Source organism: Microvirga pakistanensis, assembly GCF_004458765.1.
GTDB classification, from domain to species: Bacteria; Pseudomonadota; Alphaproteobacteria; order Rhizobiales; family Beijerinckiaceae; genus Microvirga; species Microvirga pakistanensis.
Genome location: NZ_SPJX01000012.1, coordinates 215,769 through 234,000 on the forward strand (window position 1 = coordinate 215,769; position 18,232 = coordinate 234,000).

General features: G+C 67.4%; 17 protein-coding genes. 2 read left to right on the forward strand and 15 right to left on the reverse strand.

Annotated elements, in window-relative coordinates; genetic code table 11:
* Positions 1-79: 79 nt before the first annotated feature.
* The 6 genes from E4K09_RS01050 to E4K09_RS01075 form a co-directional block, all read right to left on the reverse strand.
* Positions 80-304, reverse strand: coding sequence for a F0F1 ATP synthase subunit C (locus E4K09_RS01050; RefSeq protein WP_134494401.1), 225 nt, complete (start codon positions 302-304; stop codon positions 80-82).
* A gap of 58 nt (positions 305-362) precedes the next feature.
* The gene (locus tag E4K09_RS01055) at positions 363-1,091 is read right to left on the reverse strand and encodes a F0F1 ATP synthase subunit A (RefSeq protein ID WP_134494403.1); all 729 of its coding nucleotides are present in this window, start codon (positions 1,089-1,091) and stop codon (positions 363-365) included.
* Positions 1,092-1,153: 62 nt separating this feature from the next.
* Entirely contained in the window at positions 1,154-1,525 is a 372-nt protein-coding gene (locus E4K09_RS01060; RefSeq protein WP_134494405.1) for an AtpZ/AtpI family protein, read from the reverse strand.
* 206 nt (positions 1,526-1,731) lie between these two features.
* On the reverse strand, positions 1,732-5,190 hold the full coding sequence (gene smc / locus E4K09_RS01065) for a chromosome segregation protein SMC (protein WP_134494407.1): 3,459 nt from the start codon (positions 5,188-5,190) through the stop codon (positions 1,732-1,734).
* A 42-nt stretch (positions 5,191-5,232) separates the two neighbouring features.
* Positions 5,233-5,871, reverse strand: coding sequence for a DsbA family protein (locus tag E4K09_RS01070; protein ID WP_134494409.1), 639 nt, complete (start codon positions 5,869-5,871; stop codon positions 5,233-5,235).
* A gap of 71 nt (positions 5,872-5,942) precedes the next feature.
* On the reverse strand, positions 5,943-6,452 hold the full coding sequence (locus E4K09_RS01075; protein WP_244610299.1) for a DUF721 domain-containing protein: 510 nt from the start codon (positions 6,450-6,452) through the stop codon (positions 5,943-5,945).
* 57 nt (positions 6,453-6,509) lie between these two features.
* On the opposite strand from E4K09_RS01075, the gene mutY reads away from it, so the two are divergent.
* A complete protein-coding gene (mutY, locus tag E4K09_RS01080; RefSeq protein WP_134494411.1) occupies positions 6,510-7,631 on the forward strand; it encodes an A/G-specific adenine glycosylase in 1,122 nt (373 codons plus the stop codon).
* On the opposite strand, the gene E4K09_RS01085 is transcribed toward mutY, so the two are convergent.
* The 6 genes from E4K09_RS01085 to E4K09_RS01110 all read right to left on the reverse strand — a co-directional run bounded on the left by E4K09_RS01085 (position 7,632) and on the right by E4K09_RS01110 (position 14,975).
* On the reverse strand, positions 7,632-8,528 hold the full coding sequence (locus tag E4K09_RS01085; protein ID WP_134494413.1) for a LysR family transcriptional regulator: 897 nt from the start codon (positions 8,526-8,528) through the stop codon (positions 7,632-7,634).
* A gap of 174 nt (positions 8,529-8,702) precedes the next feature.
* Positions 8,703-10,514 carry an ABC transporter permease gene (locus E4K09_RS01090; protein ID WP_134494415.1) on the reverse strand — a complete coding sequence of 604 codons (1,812 nt, stop codon included), beginning with the start codon at positions 10,512-10,514 and terminating at the stop codon, positions 8,703-8,705.
* Positions 10,511-11,485 carry an ABC transporter substrate-binding protein gene (locus tag E4K09_RS01095; RefSeq protein WP_204985671.1) on the reverse strand — a complete coding sequence of 325 codons (975 nt, stop codon included), beginning with the start codon at positions 11,483-11,485 and terminating at the stop codon, positions 10,511-10,513. Before E4K09_RS01095 ends, E4K09_RS01090 begins: the two co-directional genes overlap by 4 nt.
* A gap of 145 nt (positions 11,486-11,630) precedes the next feature.
* Entirely contained in the window at positions 11,631-12,827 is a 1,197-nt protein-coding gene (locus E4K09_RS01100; protein ID WP_134494419.1) for a site-specific DNA-methyltransferase, read from the reverse strand.
* Between the two features lie 159 nt (positions 12,828-12,986).
* The gene (locus E4K09_RS01105; RefSeq protein ID WP_134494421.1) at positions 12,987-13,628 is read right to left on the reverse strand and encodes a ribonuclease HII; all 642 of its coding nucleotides are present in this window, start codon (positions 13,626-13,628) and stop codon (positions 12,987-12,989) included.
* 174 nt (positions 13,629-13,802) lie between these two features.
* Positions 13,803-14,975 (reverse strand): PA0069 family radical SAM protein, encoded by a 1,173-nt coding sequence (locus E4K09_RS01110; protein ID WP_134494423.1) that lies wholly within the window; start codon positions 14,973-14,975, stop codon positions 13,803-13,805.
* A gap of 124 nt (positions 14,976-15,099) precedes the next feature.
* Here E4K09_RS01110 and E4K09_RS01115 point away from each other — a divergent pair, with 124 nt between their 5' ends.
* Entirely contained in the window at positions 15,100-15,591 is a 492-nt protein-coding gene (locus E4K09_RS01115) for a hypothetical protein (protein ID WP_134494425.1), read from the forward strand.
* A 68-nt stretch (positions 15,592-15,659) separates the two neighbouring features.
* Here the strand turns inward: E4K09_RS01115 and moaB are convergent, their stop codons facing one another.
* The 3 genes from moaB to E4K09_RS01130 all read right to left on the reverse strand — a co-directional run bounded on the left by moaB (position 15,660) and on the right by E4K09_RS01130 (position 18,180).
* Positions 15,660-16,214, reverse strand: coding sequence for a molybdenum cofactor biosynthesis protein B (gene moaB / locus E4K09_RS01120; RefSeq protein ID WP_134494426.1), 555 nt, complete (start codon positions 16,212-16,214; stop codon positions 15,660-15,662).
* Positions 16,215-16,379: 165 nt separating this feature from the next.
* Positions 16,380-17,243 carry a KPN_02809 family neutral zinc metallopeptidase gene (gene ypfJ, locus E4K09_RS01125; protein ID WP_134494427.1) on the reverse strand — a complete coding sequence of 288 codons (864 nt, stop codon included), beginning with the start codon at positions 17,241-17,243 and terminating at the stop codon, positions 16,380-16,382.
* Between the two features lie 100 nt (positions 17,244-17,343).
* The gene (locus E4K09_RS01130; RefSeq protein ID WP_134494429.1) at positions 17,344-18,180 is read right to left on the reverse strand and encodes a uracil-DNA glycosylase; all 837 of its coding nucleotides are present in this window, start codon (positions 18,178-18,180) and stop codon (positions 17,344-17,346) included.
* Positions 18,181-18,232 lie beyond the last annotated feature (52 nt).

Sequence of the window (18,232 nt, forward strand, 5' to 3'; positions counted from 1 at the left end):
ATGACGGCGGGGCGCCGCCGTCACTCCTGTCGAGGCGAGGCGCTGACCGCGCCCCGACCTCCCGATCACCATTATGAAATTAGGTGAAGAGCAGAACGAGAGCGACGACGAGGCAGAAGATGCCGAGACCTTCCGCGAGCGCCGCACCGATGAAGGCGCGGGCGAACTGGCTGTCAGCAGCCGACGGGTTGCGCAGGGCGCCCGACAGGAAGTTGCCGAAGATGTTGCCGACGCCCATGGCGGCGAGGCCCATGCCAATGCAGGCAAGGCCCGCGCCGAGGAACTTGAAAGCAACCGGATCCATTGTGAACTCCTTGAGTAGTGCTGTGACCGGGAGGGGAGGGAGTAACGAGAGCGCAGACCTAGTGGCCCGGGTGCAGCGCGTCGTTAAGGTAGATGCAGGTCAACACCGTGAAGACGTAGGCCTGCAGAGCGGCGACGAGGAACTCGAGCGCCATGAGAGCAACCGCCATGATGAGCGGCAGCGGAGCGAGGATCGTCAGAGCCCCGCCGGCGCCCAGGAGCGCCACGACGAAGCCGCCGAAAACCTTCAATGCGATGTGACCCGCGAGCATGTTCGCGAAAAGACGCAAGCTCAGCGAGATCGGGCGCGACAGGAACGAGATGACCTCGATGACGATGATGAAGGGCAGAAGCCAGGAGGGCACGCCCGACGGCACGAAGAGACCGAAGAAATGAACGCCGTGCTTGACGAGGCCGTAGACGACCACGGTGCCGATCACGAGCATGGCGAGGGCGAATGTGACGATGATGTGGCTCGTCACCGTGAAGAAGCCAGGAATCATCCCGAGCAGATTCGCCGTGAAGACGAACATGAAGAGGGAGAAGACGAGGGGGAAGAACTTCATCCCCTCTCGGCCTGTGGCATCCGTGAGGGTGCCGGCCACGAAGTCGTGCAGAATCTCGGCGATCGACTGACCCCGGCCGGGAACCACCGCGCGCTTGCGGGTCGCCAACATGAAGCCGCCCACGATCACGGCGACCGCGCCGACCATGAACAGCGACGAATTGGTGAAGTTGATAGCCGGGATGATGGGCTTGATCTGGAATTGTTCGATCGGGCTCGCCATGATCCGCTCTTAAATCTCGCTGTTGTCCATTGCCGTTCGGCTATCGAAATTCGGGCTTGAGGTCACCGCTTGTCGTCATACTTGGCCGGCTTGACCAGTCCGGCTGCCCTCATGAGGTTGAGCATGCCGGCGCAGAAGCCGAGAATGAGACAAACGATCAGGCCCCAAGGGGAAGTCCCGGCGAAGTAGTCGACGAGCCAACCGATGACCCCGCCGGCAACGACCCCTGCGACGAATTCGGCCGAAAGCCTGAAGGCTTGGCCCATCGCGCTGGTATCAGAAGTCTGGCGGCTGCGAGGTTCAGGCTCGGCCCGGTGAACGGATGCTTGGGAGATCCGTGCATCGAGAGATTTCAGCCTCGCGGACAGGTCGGCGTCATCGGCACTATCCGGTTTCCGCTCATTGTCGCCGCTCCGCTCGCGAGGGTCCGCCATTGCGATCTCCTGAAAAGCGTTGCGGGGAAATGCTTGGAAGCCCAGCCCCGAAAGCCGGGCGCAACATATGGGCGGGGGGCAACCCTGTCAAGGACCGTATGAAAACATATAAGTCGTTGATATATATGAATTAAGCGCGTTTTCTCGGAGGCTCGACCCGAAACCGCACATGTTTTTGAGGCTGAACGAAGGCAGGCCTGAAAGCCTTAGGCCACCTCGAGAATGCGCTCGGCACTCTGCAGGTCGACCGACACGAGCTGCGAGACGCCCCGTTCCGCCATCGTCACACCGAAGAGGCGGTCCATGCGCGCCATGGTGATCGGGTTGTGCGTGATGACCACGAAGCGGGTCTCGGTCTGCCTGGCCATTTCCTCCAGAAGCGCGCAGTAGCGCTCCACATTCGCGTCGTCGAGCGGAGCGTCGACCTCGTCGAGCACGCAAATCGGGGAGGGATTGGTGAGGAACACCGCGAAGATGAGCGCGGTGGCCGTCAGCGCCTGCTCGCCGCCCGAGAGAAGGGTCATGCTCTGGGGCTTCTTGCCCGGCGGGCGGGCGAGGATCTCGAGGCCGGCCTCCAGCGGGTCGTCCGAATCGACCAGGGTCAGCTCCGCCGTGCCGCCGCCGAAGAGGGTGGTGAAGAGGCGCTGGAAATGGGCGTTCACCACGTCGAAGGCGGCGAGCAGACGCTCGCGGCCCTCGCGGTTGAGGCTGCCGATCGCCTGGCGCAGGCGCTTGATGGCCTCGACGAGGTCGTCGCGTTCCGTGGCGATGCCGGTGTACTTGGCCTCCAGCTCCGTCAGCTCCTCGTCGGCGCGCAGGTTCACGGCGCCGAGGCGCTCGCGGTCCGCCTTGAGGGCGTGGAGCTTCGATTCGATCTGCGCATGGGAGGGCAGTTCGGTCGCCTCCTTGAGGCCGGCCATCTCGATGAGGCCGGCCGGGGTGGTCTCGAGATTCTCCGCGATGGCGCGGGTGATCTCGGCCAGGCGCTGGACGGCCGCCTCGTGGCGCGCCTGCGATCCGGCCCGCGCCTCGCGGGCGGCGGCAAGCGCCTCGAGCGACGCGCGGGCGGCGCGGTCGGTCTCGGCAAGGCCGGTCTCCGCATCGGCGAGCCTGTCGGCGGCCTCCTTGCGGCGGGCCTCGGCTTCCTCGACCTGGGCGATGAGGGCCCGGCGGCGCTGGAGATAGGTGTCGGGCGCCTCCAGCAGGCGCTGATGCTCGTCCTGGGCGCGCTCCAGGCGCTCGCCCAAATCCTCGAAGGCCTTGGCGGCGCGGGCGGCGCGCTCGGTCCAGAGACGGATGTCGGCATTGATCGAATCCTGCCGGCGGCGGCGAAGCTCGGCTTCGTGCATCAGGGATTGCAGGGTCGCGCGTGCCTCGGAGGCGGCGGCCCGGCGCTCGGCGACGCGGGTGCGCTCTTCGAGCAGCCGGCTTTCGAGGTCGGGGGCGGGGGCGAGGTCCTGCAGGGCGCCTTCCGCGTCCTGGACGCGCTCCAGGGCCTCGGCTTCGCTCTCGGAGAGGCGGGCGAGACCCTCCTGGAGGGCCGAGCGCCGCTGGCCGAGCTCGGCTTCCTTGCGTTCGGCGGCGGAGAGGCGGGTGCGGGCGGCGTCGAGCGCTTGACGGGCCTGACGGGCGGCCTCGATGGCCTGCATCTCGCGCGAGGCGGTCAGACGCACGGCCTCGAGGGCCGCTTCGGCCTCGTGGCGCAGGTGCTCCGCCTGCTCCCGGGCCTCCGCGGCCTCGCGCTCCAGGTCGCCCAGGCGATTCTTTTCCGCGAGGCGGCGAGCCGCCGGGGAGGGGGCTTCCGCCGCGGTGGTGAAGCCGTCCCAGCGCCACAGGTCGCCCTCCTGGGAGACGAGGCGCTGGCCGGGCTTCAGCAGGTTGCGCAGGCGCAGGCCATCGGCCTTGCTCACGACGCCGATCTGGCGAAGGCGGCGCTGCAGTTCCACGGGAGCCCGGGCGAGATCGGCCAGCGAGCGGACGCCGTCCGGCAGGGAAGGGTCGCTCTCGCCAGCGCCGGTCATCTCCCAATGGTGCGGGGCAGAGGGATTGGTCGAGGCTTCGAGATCGTCGCCGAGGGCCGCGCCGAGGGCCGTCTCGTAGCCTTTCTCCACGGTGATCTGGTCGAGGGCCGGGGGCCACAGGTCGCCGGTGGCGGAGGTGACGAGCTTGGCGAGCGTGAGCGCCTCGGTCTCGAGCCGCTGGGCCTTGCGCTCGGCCTCATGGAGGGGCTGGCGCAGGCGATGCTCCGCCTCGCGGACATGGCTGAGAGCCTCGCGGGCCTCGATCACCGCCTCCTCGGCGCCCTGGGCCGTCTCCTCGGCGAGCGCCATCTCCTCGCGCAGATCGTCGATCGGCGGGCCGTCCTCGTGCGACGCGGACAGGGCCACGATCTCCCGTTCCAGGCGCTCCTTCTCGGAGCGGAAGCGCGCGGCGCGCTCCATCTCGTCGCGCACGGAGCGCTCGAGGGCGGCGCGGCGGGCATTGAGATCCGAGGTCTGGGCCTGAAGGGCGCTCAAGGAAGCCTCGGCCTCCGCGAGGGCGGCTTCGGCCGCCTGGAGCCGCTCCTCGCTCTCGGCGCGGAGATCGTCGGCCCCGTCGGTGGTCTGGGTGATCTCGGCGGCCTCGCTCTGGAGCCGCTCGATGGTGGCCTGCGCGTCGGCGCGCTGGGCGGCCTCGCGGGCGATGTCCCGGTTCAGGTCGCCGATATGGCGTTCCAGCTCGACCACGCGCTCCTTGGAGCGGCGTTCCTCCGATTCGAGTTCGTTGCGGGCATGGGTCAGGCGCTGCAGGGCCGCGGCGGCCTCGGCCTCGGCCTGGCGCAGGGCGGGAATGCCGTGGGCCGCGACCGCCTGGGCCGTCGCGGTTCGGGTCTGCTCCTCGGTGAGGTCGGCGACGGCCTTGAGGTTCTCGGCCACCTGTTTCTCGGCGGCGGCGGCCTGCTCCCGCGCCTCGGCGTAGCTGATGGCGTACATCAGCGCTTCGAGGCGGCGGATCTCGGCCGAGAGATTCTTGTAGCGGGAAGCCTGGCGGCCCTGGCGCTTCAGGCTTTCGATCTGGCTTTCCAGCTCCCGGATCACGTCCTCGACGCGCACCAGGTTGTCCTCGGCCGCCTTGAGGCGCAGCTCCGCCTCGTGGCGGCGGGCGTGGAGGCCCGCGATGCCGGCGGCGTCCTCCAGGATGCGGCGGCGGGCCTGGGGCTTGGCCGAGATGATCTCGCTGATCTGGCCCTGGCGCACCAGGGCAGGCGAGCGCGCGCCGGTGGCGGCGTCCGCGAACAGGATCTGCACGTCGCGGGCGCGCACTTCCTTGCCGTTGACCCGATAGGTGGAGCCTTCCTCGCGCTCGATCTTGCGCGAGATTTCAAGCAGGTCCGTGTCGTTGAAGGCGGCAGGCGCCGTGCGCTCGGCGTTGTCGATGGTGAGCATCACCTCGGCCCAGTTGCGGGCCGGGCGGTTGCCGGAGCCGGAGAAGATGACGTCGTCCATGCCCGTGGCGCGCATGTTCTTATGGGAGTTCTCTCCCATGACCCAGCGCAGGGCTTCCACGAGATTGGACTTGCCGCAGCCGTTCGGCCCGACCACGCCGGTCAGCCCCGGCTCGATCAGGAAATCGGTCGGTTCGACGAAGGTCTTGAATCCGGCGATGCGAAGGCGCGTCAGCTTCATGGACGCGCCTTTCCGTTCCGTCCGGCGGCGGACGGCTGGGGCTTACTCGCCCAGCAGAGGCTTGATGACCTTATCAATCTCATCGATCGAGAGGCTTCCCGGACGGCGCTGACCATTGATGAAGAAAGTCGGGGTGGAATCGACACTGAACTGTTCCATACCCCGGTTCTTCACCGAGTTGACTGCGTCATAAAGTTTCTGGTTCTGGAGGCAAGCATCAAATTTTTCCTGTGAAAAACCCGCCTGCTTCATGAGCTGGCGCAGGGCGTCCAGGGGCTTGTCCACAAAGGCCCAGTTCTTCTGCTGCTCGAAGAGCATGTCCGTGATCGGATAATACTTGTCGTTCCCGTCGCAGCGCGCGAGCATGAAACCGGCCGTCGCCAGGGGATCGAGGGGGAATTCGCGCAGGACGAACCGGACCTTGCCCGTGTCGATGTAGCGCTTCTTCAGCTCCGGCCAGGTGGTGGCGTGGAAATTCGCGCAATGGGAGCAGGTCAGCGAGGCGTACTCGATGATCGTCACCTTGGCGTTCTCCGGGCCCAGGGCCACGTCGCCGAGAGGACCGGCCACGGCGAGATCCTGAACGGCCACGTTCTGCGCGAAGGCCGGGAGGCTCATGGCGAGGGTGGCGGTAACGGCTGCGGTCCCGAGAAGCTGAAGCGTCTGACGCCGGGTGATCATGGGGGGAGAACTCCTGAAGAGATGCTGCTTTGCGGTAAGACGAGATAGGGCTCAAGGCAAGCGCCGCCATCTCACTCTTTCGTGCGTGAACCGGAGCTGACGATCGCTTGGCCCAGCCGGTCGAGGGCGGCCTTGAGGCCGTCCTCCGCGATGCCGGCGACGGCGGAGCTGACCTTGGCCTTCTCGGCCGGCGTGAGGCTGGGCGCCGCCGGCTTCCTCTTCTCGATCCGCCGCACGGGGCCTTGTTTCAGGACGATCTTTCCGATGCAGCGCCAGCCGTAATAGGTGTTCACCCGGTCGATGATGATGGGCGCCATGTGCTGGAGTTCGAGCGCGAAGGCGCTTTCCACCCGCACCACGAGGGTCGCCGGCTCCGGCCGCGCCTCCGGATCCGCATGGGCAGGCTTTCGCTTCCACTCGATCTTGAGGGGCTGGGTGAAGCCGGACAGCCGCTCCCCGACGATCTCGGGCCAGGCCATGATGATATCGGAGGTCGCAAAGCCTTGCGCCGCCAGGCTCGGGGAGAGACAGACTTCGAGAAACTCGGCGAGGGGGCGGGCCAATGGCCTCGGTCGTCTCATGTTGAATGTCCAAAAGCCGCGTTGGAATATGGTCGCAGGACCGTTATTCCACGCCACATGTTAACGCCCGCTTTGAGCGCGACCAAGCCCGACCCGCAGGACCTGCTTGCCTGGTACGACCGTCACCGGCGGGATCTGCCTTGGCGCGCCAAGCCCGGCGAGGCCGCAAACCCTTATCGCGTCTGGCTCTCGGAGATCATGCTGCAGCAGACCACGGTGGCTGCGGTCAAACCGTTCTACCTGAACTTCCTGGATCGGTTCCCGACCGTGGAGGCTCTGGCGGAGGCTCCTGCCGAATCGGTCATGCAGGCCTGGGCGGGGCTCGGCTATTATTCCCGCGCCCGCAACCTCCATGCCTGCGCCAAGGCGGTCGTGGACAAGCACGGCGGGCTCTTTCCCGCGACGGAAGCCGAACTCCTAAAGCTTCCCGGCATCGGCGCCTATACGGCGGCGGCCGTCGCCGCGATTGCGTTCAACGAGAGGGCGGCCGCGGTGGACGGCAACGTGGAGCGGGTCATGTCCCGCGTCTTCATGGTTGAGGAGCCGCTGCCCAAGGCGAAGCCCCTCATCCGTGCCCTGACGGAGGACCTCGTGCCCGGGGACAGGCCCGGGGATTTCGCGCAAGCCGTGATGGATCTCGGCGCCACGATCTGCACGCCCAAGCGCCCGGCCTGCGCGCTCTGCCCCTGGATGAGGCCGTGCCAGGCCCGCGCGGCGGGCCTGCAGGAGGCCTTCCCGAAGAAGCAGAAGAAGGAGGCGGGACAATTGCGCAAGGGCGCGGCCTTCGTGGTGCTGCGCGCCGACGACACGATCCTCCTGCGCACGCGGCCGCCGACCGGATTGCTCGGCGGCATGGCCGAGCCGCCGACGAGCGACTGGGAGCCGCATTACGAGCCCTCCCGCGCGGTGCTCGATGCTCCCATCGAGGCGCGCTGGCAGCGCCTGCCCGGCACCGTGCGCCACGTCTTCACTCATTTCCCGCTGGAGCTGACGGTGCTCTTCGCGAAAGTGCCCAGGGGCACGCCGGCGCCCGACGACATGCGCTGGACGCCGCGCCAGAAGCTCCACGAGGAGGCGCTGCCCGGCGCCATGAAGAAGGTGCTGGCGCATGCGCTGGGGGACTTGCCGGGGCTGAAGGCGAGTGCAGGCAACAAGGCTCCCGCAAAGGCCGAAAGCTGATCATCCACCCGTCAGCGCCTTCTGACTGCGCTTGAACAAGGTCGCCAGCGCATTCGCCACGCGCGCGACGTTCGGCCGGTTGCGGCTGCGGCGGTGCATGACCAGGAACACGTCCTCGATCAGGTCGCCCTCGGGCTTCACCACCTGCACGAGATCGGGATCGGAATCGCCGAGCCAGCAGGGAAGAAAGGCCGCGCCGAGGCCCGCTTTCGCGGCCTGGTAGCGGATCGGCATGTCGCCGATGCGCGCCGCGACGGTGCGCCCTTGCGCGAACTCGGCGACGTAGGCCGCCTGGCGGGACAGGGTCGGGTCCTCGGGCGGGGCGATGACGGCATCCGGATTCTCGGTGGTGGCGTAGATCGCGAAGGCGATCTGCCCCACTTTCCGCGTCACGAGATCGTCCGTGCCCTCGGGCAGGACGCGCATGCGAAGGGCGATATCGGCTTCTCCCGAGGCGAGGTCGAGCCTGCGGCGCGTGGGGATGTAGGCGATCTCCACCGGCGCGGCGGCCCCGTGCAGCTCCGCCGCATGCAGCGACAGGAACAGGGCGACCGAGGAGGTCGCGGTCACGCGCACGGGCGCGTCCGGATCGGGCCGGAAGGCGGCGGCCGTGCGCGCCACGATTGCGGCGGCCTCGCCCATGGGGGAGGCGGCCTCGAGGATCGCCCGGCCGGCCTCCGTCAGGTCGAGGTTGTTCGGGCCGCGCTGGAACAGGTCGATCCCGAGCGCCTCCTCCAGGGTCCTGACGCGCCGGGCGACCGTCGGCTGGCTTTGGCCCAGGGCCTTCGCCGCGCCGTTCATCGATCCATGAGCCACCACGGCCAGGAAGATCCTGAGATCGTCCCAGGACGGTTCGCTGAAGGCAAGGTGAAAGGGATCGTGAGACAGGTGAGCCATGACAGGATGTTAAAGCGGGGAGGGGGCGCCGGCATAGGGCAAGGTTCCAGATTTGGTCCAGGCTTGGGGACAAGCCGGATCATTGCCGGATCATTGCCGGAAGCGCCTCCGCCCGCAGCCCCGCAACGATGGAGGAGCGCTCAACACTCCTGGCGGGGCATGCCTGCCTGCGTCTCACGCGCTCAGGGCGGGCCTGGGGTCGATCGCTCCGGGCATGCTGCCATGAGGGGTCGCCCGCACCGGCCTGGCGATGGAGAAGGCCGCGCCTTCCGTCGGGCAGTGCCAAGGCAGCGTGCCGGCCGGAAGAGACCGGCCCAGGGCGTGAAGAGCCAGCATGGCGAGCATGACGACGGCGACGATCACGACTCCCACGGCCGAGGCCTGGCTCGCGAGGCCCGCCTCTTCCAGGTTGTAGAGCACGACACCGATGGTCTCGGTGCCCGCCGACCAGAGCAGGGCCGACACGGTCAGCTCGCTGAAGGCGAGCAGGAACGTCATCAGGCCGCCGGCCACGGCGGCCGGAAGGAGCGACGGGAGAATGATGTCGACAAGCTGCCGTGCGCGGCCCGCGCCATCGAGGGCCGCAGCCTCCTCCTGCGCGATCTCGATCTGCGCCATTCCCGCGAGCGCGGGCTTGAGGGCGACCGCCAGGAAGCGGGCGAGATAGGCGAAGACGATGATCGCCGGGGTCGCGTAAAGCGAGAGGCCGATCAGCGGCAGCGGCTTCAGGAACAGGAGAATGCACGCGATCGCCAGCACGATGCCGGGCAGCACATAGGAGGTTTCGAGGAGAGCCGTCAGGGGGATCCTCGCCGGTCCCGTCAGGCGCACCAGGGCGTAGGCCATGGGGATCGACAGGCCGGCCAGCAGGCACGCGGCGCCGCCCGCATAGGCGAACGAATTCGCGAAGGCGCGCATGGTCACGTCCTGTCGCGCCAGGACCTCGACGAAGTTGTCGAGGGTGATCGTCCCGAGATTCAGCGGCATGCCGTAGGACGGCACGAGCGCCGCCGTGAGCAGGGACAGCATGGGAAGGACGAGAACGGCCGTGATGACGAACGCCACGAACATCTCGGCGGCCGCGCGGGCGCGGTCGAGATGCCAGAAGGGGGCCAGCGGAGCATCGTCCTCCAGGAGCACGCTGCCGCGCCGCGTCAGGATCTGGCTCGCCGCCACGCAGACGATGGCGATGGCTGCGACGAGAAGACCGAGCGCCGCCACGTCGCCGAGGCTGCCGGTGCCGAAGCTCGACAGGCGGCGGTAAATGAGGACCGGCAGGGTGAGGTAATTCACCGGCGCGCCCAGCAGGGCCGGAATGCCGAAATTGCCGATGCCCGCCACGAAGGCGAGCAGGCCCGCGCCCATGAGGTGGGGGCGCAGCAGCGGCATCACCTGGTCGGCGAGAATGCGCAGGGGCCCTGCGCCGTCCACGCGCGCGGCTTCGACGACCGCAAGCGGAATGCGCTTGAGGCCCGCGCTCACCACCACATAGACGAGAGGCGCGTGATGCAGGCCCAGCACGAGGATGATTCCGCCGCGCCCGAGCATCAGGTTCGCGCTGCCCGCCGCAGGCGCAAGCCCGAGGCTGTTCAGGATCGGAGAGGCCGGTCCGGCGAGATGCAGAAAGGCCAGCGCGATGACCTGGGGCGAAATCATCACGGACAGGACGAAGAGGAACGACGCGAGCCGGCGCCCGCGCATGTCGGTGATCCCCAGCACCAACGCCATCGCGGTGCCGAGCGGGACCGCCAGCAGGCTCGACAGGAAGGCGGTTTCCAGGCTCGCCTGAGCCGCCCGCAGGGCCGCCCGGCTGGAGAGAACGGAAAGGGCCTTGCCGGGATCGAAGGCGCCGCCGGGCGCGAGCGCGGCCAGAAGAAGCCGAAGCGCCGGCAGCACCTCGAAGGCGAGGACGATCGAAACGACGAGAGCGAGGAGGCCGAAACCTCCCCGCTCCAGGAAGGATCGGGTGTGCGTCCGATGTCTCACTGGCCGAAGATGTCGGCGAAGGCCGCCTTGTTCGCGGTCTCATCGGCGAGAGCCTTCGCGGCATCGAAGGGCATGACCTTGATCTGCTCGCGCGGCGGATAGCCGGCGGGCAGCGCGACGGCCGGATGCGCCGCGATGTAGCCCTGCTTCAACGCCAGCTCCTGTCCTTCCCGCGAGAGCAGGAAATCCACGAAGGCGCGGGCCGCATCGGGGTTTTTCGTGGTCTTGAGGATGGCCACCGGTTCGGACACGGCCGAGACGCCTTCCTTCGGGAACACGAACTCGATCGGAGCGCCCTTGGCCTTCTCGCGAATCGGCATGTAGTCGACGATGACGCCATAGAGCTTCTCGCCGCCGGCGACCTGCTTCAGCACGTCGCCGTTGCCGCCGCCCGCCACGGCATCGTTCTCCTGGAGGTCTTCGTAGTATTTCCAGCCGCCTTCGAGACGGCCCGTGAGGGTCGCCGCGTGGATGAGGGCCGCGCCCGAGGTGAGGGGGCTCGGCATGACGAGCTGGCCCTTGACCTCGGGACGGGTGAGGTCGAGCCAGGACGTGGGCTTGAACGGGGCCTTGGTGTTGTAGGCGATCCCGGTGGTGATCAGCTTGGTGGCGAACCAGAATTTCTGCGGATCGTGGGTGCCTGCGGGATAGGCCGAAACGTCGGCCTTGTCGTGCGCGAGGAGGCGGCCGTCCTGCTTGAGGCCTTCCATGGTGACGCTGTCGGCGATCAGCAGCACGTCGGGCCGGGGCTGCCCGGCTTCGAACTCGGCGCCGAGCTTGGCGAGGATCTTCGGCGTTCCGTCGCGCACGAACGTGACGTCGACCCCGGGATGCTTGGCCTTGAAGGCGTCGATGGTCTGCTGCGCGTCCGTGTTGGGCTGGCTCGTATAGAGCACCAGGTTGCCGGAAATCCCTTCCGCCTGGGCCAGGGTGGGCGCGAGGACGGCGAGCAGCGGGAGTAGGCGCTTGATGAGCACGGGCGATTCCTGTCTTTCGTTGGGTCCATCCCGCGCTAGCGGCCTTGGATGACGTTCCTGTGACGAAAGACTAGCGCATGAAGCGGAAAGGGCCAGCACGGTGCCGACCCTTTCGCGGATTCGAGATCCGAGCGATCGCCTACGCCGCCAGCTCGGCGCGCACCTTGGTGCGGAATTCGTCGATGCAGACGAGCTTTCCCTCGCGCTCCACGTGCCAGAAGGTCCAGCCGTTGCAGGAGGGGAAGCCCTGGGTCAGCGCGCCGATCTTGTGGATCGAGCCGATGATGGGGCCGAGAGCGAGGGTGCCGTCGGCGCGCACCACGGCCTTGTGGCGGCGGCGTTCGTCCACCAGCGTCTCGCCGGCCTTCACATGGCCGCTCTCGATGAGCGACAGGAACGGCACGCGCACTTCCGCGCGCTTCTCCGGCGGCGCCGCAACGGAGACGTCGTCGAGCGGGACGACCGCGTCGATGCGCCGGCGCGCGGCCTTCGCATAGGTCGGATCACGTTCGAGGCCGATGAAGTTGCGGCCGAGCAGCTTTGCGACGGCGCCGGTGGTGCCGGAGCCGAAAAAGGGATCGAGCACCACGTCGCCGGGGTTCGACGAGGACAGCAGCACGCGGGCGAGCAGCGCCTCCGGCTTCTGGGTGGGGTGCACCTTGCGCCCGTGCTCGTCCTTCAGGCGCTCGTCGCCGGTGCAGATCGGGATGAACCAATCCGAGCGCATCTGCACGTCTTCGTTGCCGGCTTTGAGCGCATCGTAATGGAAGGTGTAGCCCTTCGAATCCGCGCTCTTCGAGGCCCAGATCATGGTCTCGTGGGCGTTGGTGAAGCGGCGGCCCTTGAAGTTCGGCATCGGGTTGGCCTTGCGCCACACGATGTCGTTGAGAATCCAGAAATCGAGGTCCTGCAGGGCCGCGCCCACGCGGAAGATGTTGTGGTAGGAGCCGATCACCCACAGCGTGGCGTTCTTCTTCATCACGCGGCGCACGGCGGACAGCCAGGCGCGGGTGAAGGCATCGTAGTCGGCGAAGCTCGCGAACTTGTCCCAGTCGTCGTCGACCGCGTCGACGAGGCTCTGGTCGGGCCGCGTGAGCGCCTGTTCGAGCTGGAGATTGTAAGGCGGATCCGCGAAGACCACGTCCACGCTCTCGGGAGGCAGCTTCTCGAGGCTGGCGATGCAGTCGCCGAGAAGGATCTCATTGAGAGGAAGAGGCTTCGGCAGGACGGAGAGGGGCGCTTTACGCCCCGTCCGAGGAGCCGGCGCAGACCGCCCGGTACGCGAGACACTGATCCGGGAGGCGGCGCCGGCGGCCCCGGTACGCAAGGTACCCATGGGTGATCACCGGTTACGCAACTGACATTCAGGATCATCGTCCGTTAGGGTAAAGATCAGGTTTCCAGGTGGAAAAAATCTCGTCTTATTTTGGGTCGGCAAAACTTGCCGACTAATTGAAATGATTGAGCTTTTCAGGTTAACGCCCGTTAGGTTTGGTTACAGGTCCAGTAACCCTTGGCGAAGGGGCGAAAAACTCATCCGATGAAACGGGCAGGGACCGTCGCTGGCGAGCACCTGGAGATGCGTTTTCGTGCTGTAGCCCGCATTGCTCGCGAATCCGTAGGCCGGATAAGTCGCGGCGAGGCGCGCCATCATGCGGTCGCGCACCACTTTCGCCACGATGGACGCGGCGGCGATCGACGCGATGCTCGAATCACCCTTGATGACCGCTTGCGTCGCGCAGGGCAGCCGCGGCGGATCGTTGCCGTCGACGAAGGCCAGGTCCGGCGTGCAGGGAAGGGCCGCGAGCGCCCGGCACATGGCCAGCAACGAGGCCTGCCTGATATTGATGGTGTCGATCTCGGCATGGGACACGGACGCGATGCCCACCTTCGCGGTCGCGAGGATCTCCGCGAACAGCGCCTCGCGCTTGTGTGCCGAGAGCGCCTTCGAATCCGCCAGGCCCTGCGGCACGCGCTCGGGATCGAGCACGACGGCCGCCGAGACCACAGGACCTGCCAGCGGCCCGCGCCCGACCTCGTCGAGGCCCGCGATGCAGGTGTAGCCCGCCGCGCGGGCGGCGAGCTCCCGGTCGAGGCCGAGGCCGGATTTCCTGAGAGAGCGAATCGGTGCGGTCATGGCGCAGGATCAAAGCGGCAGACGGCCGCCGTGTCATCCGCGCTTTATGCCGCCGGTGGGAATACCCTCCCGACATGCCCGCACTTGTTGCAGGCATCCACGTTTTCAAGCCGCTCAGGCGCGGATGGCCGAGACAAGCCCGGCCATGACGAAATGGGCTATGGTGTGCAGCGTCTAGAACAGGTTCAACTGCCCCGTCTCCTTTGCCGGCGGCGCGAACAGGTCCTTGCGCAGCGACAGGTTGCGTTTGTTCAGTCCGAGCCGCTCGGCGGCGGTCTCGAAGCGGCGGCCGATCATCCATGCATAGGGGCCGACGCCCGACTGGCGGGTGCTCCAGTCGGAATCGTAATCCTTGCCGCCGCGGGCTTCCTGCAGCAGCGAGAACACGTGCTTGAGCTTGTCCGGGTAATGCTCGACCAGCCAGTCGCGCATGAGATCCTTCAGGTCGTGCGGCAGGCGAAGCAGCACGTATCCGGCCTCCTGGGCGCCTGCGAGCTGTGAGGCCTTCAGGATCGCCTCGATCTCGTGGTCGTTGATCGCCGGAATGATCGGGGCCACCAGCACGGTCACCGGAATGCCGGCCTCGGAGAGCCTGCGCACGGTCTCGAGGCGCTTCGCCGGGGTGGCGGCGCGGGGCTCCATCTTGCGGGCGAGCTTCGGGTCGAGGGTCGTGATCGAGAGCGCCACCTTGACGAGCTGCTTGTCCGCCATCTGGCTCAGGAGATCGATGTCGCGCGTGACGAGCGCCGATTTCGTCACGATGCCGACCGGGTGGTTGGCCCGGTTGAGCACCTCCAGGATCGAGCGCGTGATGCGGAACTTGCGCTCCACCGGCTGATAGGGGTCCGTATTGGCGCCGAGCGCAATGGTCGTGGGCTGGTAGTTGGGGGCGCGCAGCTCCTTCTCCAGGAGTTCGGCGGCATTGGGCTTGGCGAAGATCTTGGTCTCGAAATCGAGACCCGAGGACAGGCCCTGATAGGCGTGCGTTGGCCTCGCGAAGCAATAGGAGCAGCCGTGCTCGCAGCCGCGATAGGGGTTGATCGATTTCTCGAAGAGGATGTCGGGGGAATCGTTCTTCGTGATGATCGTGCGCGGCTTCTCGATGATCACCTCGGTCGGCAGGGGAGGCAGATCCTCCTCGATGTCCCAGCCGTCGTCGAAGCTCTCGCGGCGCGCGGGCTCGTAGCGCCCCGACGGATTCGACGCGGCGCCACGGCCCCGCCGACGGTCCATCTCCACCCGGTAGGCCGGATCGTCCATGCGCCGCCGCGCCGCTTCCGCAGCGTCGATGGGCGAGCGCAGCGGGGGCCTCGGCGGCGCGGTGAAATCCTTGGGACGGGCGGACATGGCGGCCTCGAGCGAATCTGTCGGTGAGAACGGAATTAGAACAGAACAAACGAGGAACAAAATCAAGAGGCCTGATGAGGATCTTGTTGGCGACGTATCCATCTGAAAGGGCTATAAGAGGCCCATGATCACCGTTCTCGTCCGTGTCACCCATGGGCCGGAGGCCCTGGCCGCCACCTTGAGCGCCCTCGTGCCTGCCGTCGCGGCGGGCCTCGTGGGCGATGCCGTCATCCTGGCGGCGGAGCCCGACGAGACGCTCGCCAAGGTGGCCGACGCGGTGGGGGCCAGCCTGATCGTGGCGGAGGGGGCCTCCTGGGCGGACGGCGTCCGCGCGGCGCGGCGCGATTGGCTGCTCTGCCTCGACGACGGCGACATTCCCCAGGAAGACTGGATTCGGGTTCTCGATCGCTTCGTGGCCCTGGCCCCGCCCGAGCGGGGCCTCGCCCGGCTCCGCCGTCACGGCTCCGGCCTGGCCGGGCTCCTGCGTCGCGCCTTCCCGGGCGCATCGGTGCGCGCGGGCGATCTGGTGCACCGGCGGGTTCTGCTCAACGAGGTCAAGGCCCGCACGCCCGTGCGCCTGTCGGCCCGGATCGAGCGCGATCCGGTCTTCGGCTGATCGGAGCATTTTACCGCAAAAGTGGCTGCCGGTTTTGCGGTCCAAAATGCGTCCCTCATGCAAGGACCCTAGCCTTTGAGCTTCCCGCGCTTCAGATGCTCGTCGAGGCGCGGCATGATCTCGACGAAATTGCAGGGGCGGTAGCGGTAATCGAGCTGCGTGACGAGGATCCCGTCCCACGCATCCTTGCAGGCGCCCGGCGAACCCGGCAGCACGAAGATGAAGGTGGAATTCGCCACGCCCGCCGTGGCGCGCGACTGGATCGTCGAGGTGCCGATCTTGTCGTACGAGATGCGGTGGAACACGGCGGAGAAGCCGTCCATGCGCTTCTCGAACAGGGGCTCGATCGCTTCCGGCGTGACGTCGCGGCCGGTGAAGCCCGTGCCGCCGGTGGTGATGACCACGTCGATCGCGGGATCGGCGATCCAGCCTTTCACCGTCGCGCGGATGGCCTCCACATCGTCCGGCACGATGGCGCGGTCGCTCAATCGGTGACCCGCCTTCGTGATCCGCTCGGCGAGGGTTGCTCCCGACTTGTCCTCGTCGAGCGAGCGCGTGTCGGACACGGTGAGCACCGCGATGGTCAAGGGAACGAAGGTGAGCGTGTCGTCGATGCCGGGCATGGGAGAACTCTCGCGTGGACGACCAACATCTAACGCAGAGGCGAGCACACGAACACCTCCTCCGGCATCACCGGCCTTGTGCCGGTGATCCCCGTTTTTGAACCGCAATGCAAAGAGACGTGGATGGCCGTGACAAGCACGGCCCTGACGGTGGAAGTCGTAGACTTACAATCTCGCGGCCCTGAACGTGTCGCAGGACTGGACGGAGCCGCTCTGCAGGCCGGTCGTGAGCCAGCGCATGCGCTGTTCCGACGAGCCGTGGGTGAAGGAATCGGGCACCACGCGGCCCTGGGCCTGCTTCTGCAGCCGGTCGTCGCCGATGGCTTCCGCCGCGCGGATCGCTTCCTCGATGTCGCCCTGCTCGAGCGACTTCCAGCGCTGGTTGGAATGGTGCGCCCACACGCCCGCCAGGCAATCGGCCATCAGCTCCACACGCACGGAGAGCTGGTTGGCTTCCGAGCGGCTCACCTCCTGCTGGCGCTCCTGCACGCGGGGCAGGATGCCGAGCAGGTTCTCCACATGGTGGCCGACCTCGTGCGCGAGCACATAGGCATAGGCGAAGTCGCCGCCCGTGCGGAAGCGGCGCTGCATCTCCTCGAAGAAGGAGAGGTCGATGTAGACGGTTTGATCGAGCGGGCAATAGAACGGCCCCATGGCCGATTGCGCGCCGCCGCAGCCCGAGCGCGTGGCGCCGGAGAACAGCACCAGCTTCGGCTCCCGGTACTGCCTGTTGGCCTGCTGGGGCAGCACGGTTTTCCACACGTCTTCCGTATTGCCGAGGATCGCGGCGGCGAAGCGCCCGGCCTCGTCCTGGGGCGCGCCCTGGCGGCCCTGTTGCTGCTGGTAGCCCGAACCGCCGCCCGCGATCATTTCCGCGCCGCCGATCAGAAGACGCGGGTCGATGCCGAGCGCCCAGCCGACGAGACCGAGAATCACGATGGTGCCGATGCCCAGTCCGCCGCCGCCGACCATGCCCATGCCACGGCGGTCTTCCACATTGGACGAGGTTCGAAAGTCTTCCCAGCGCATGTTCCACCTACGGGCAGCGGCCTGATTGGCCGCATGAGCTTAAGGCGCAAATGTATGAACGAGTTCCGAATGCCCCTGGGGAAGCCCCTTTGGGGGAGGGCTATTCCTTCGCGTCGAGCGCCCGCCGCAGGGCCATGAAGTCCCGCCAGCCGAGGCGCTTCTGCAGGGGCTGGCGCAGCAGATAGGCCGGATGCAGGGTCGGCATCGCCCGGATCTCGCGGCCGTCCTCGGCCTGGTAGGTGTACCAGCGCCCCCGGGTGCGCAGGATTCCGTCCTTCAGGCCGAGCAGGTTCTGGGCTGCGGGGCCGCCGAGGCACAGAAGAAATTCGGGAGAGGCCAGCTCGATCTGCCGCGCGATGAACGGCTTGCAGATCGCGATCTCCTGCGGGGTCGGCGTGCGGTTGCCCGGCGGACGCCAGGGGACGATGTTGGCCACATAGACCTGGGAACGGTCGAGGCCGATGGTGGCGAGCATCCGGTCGAGCAGCTGGCCGGAGCGGCCCATGAAAGGCTTGCCGATCCGGTCCTCCTCCGCGCCCGGGGCCTCGCCCACGAGCATCACGCGGGCTTCCGGATTGCCGTCGGCGAAGGCCAGGTTCTTGGCCGAGAACTTCAGGGCGCAGCCCTCGAAGCCTGCAAGGATCGTTTCCAGCTCCTCCAGGGACTGCGCATGGCGGGCCTGCTCGCGGGCGAGGCTCGCCACCTCGTCGGGCGCGCCGGCGGCAGCCTTCGGAAGCGCCCGGGGCAGCGGAGAAACGGGCGATGCGGCAGGGGACGCCGTCCCCTGGAGGGGCGGGCTCCTGGCCGGAGCGGGCTCGGACTTCGGCTCCGCGAAGCGGTTGTGCGGGGTCTCGTCGAGGGCGAGATCGACCCCCGCCTCGACATGGAAGTCGAGGAGCGCCCTCAAAGCATCGCGGTCGGAAGGGAGATCCTGCATGACCCGTATGTAAGCATTCCGGTACGAATGAACAACTCACGGCTCATGAAAC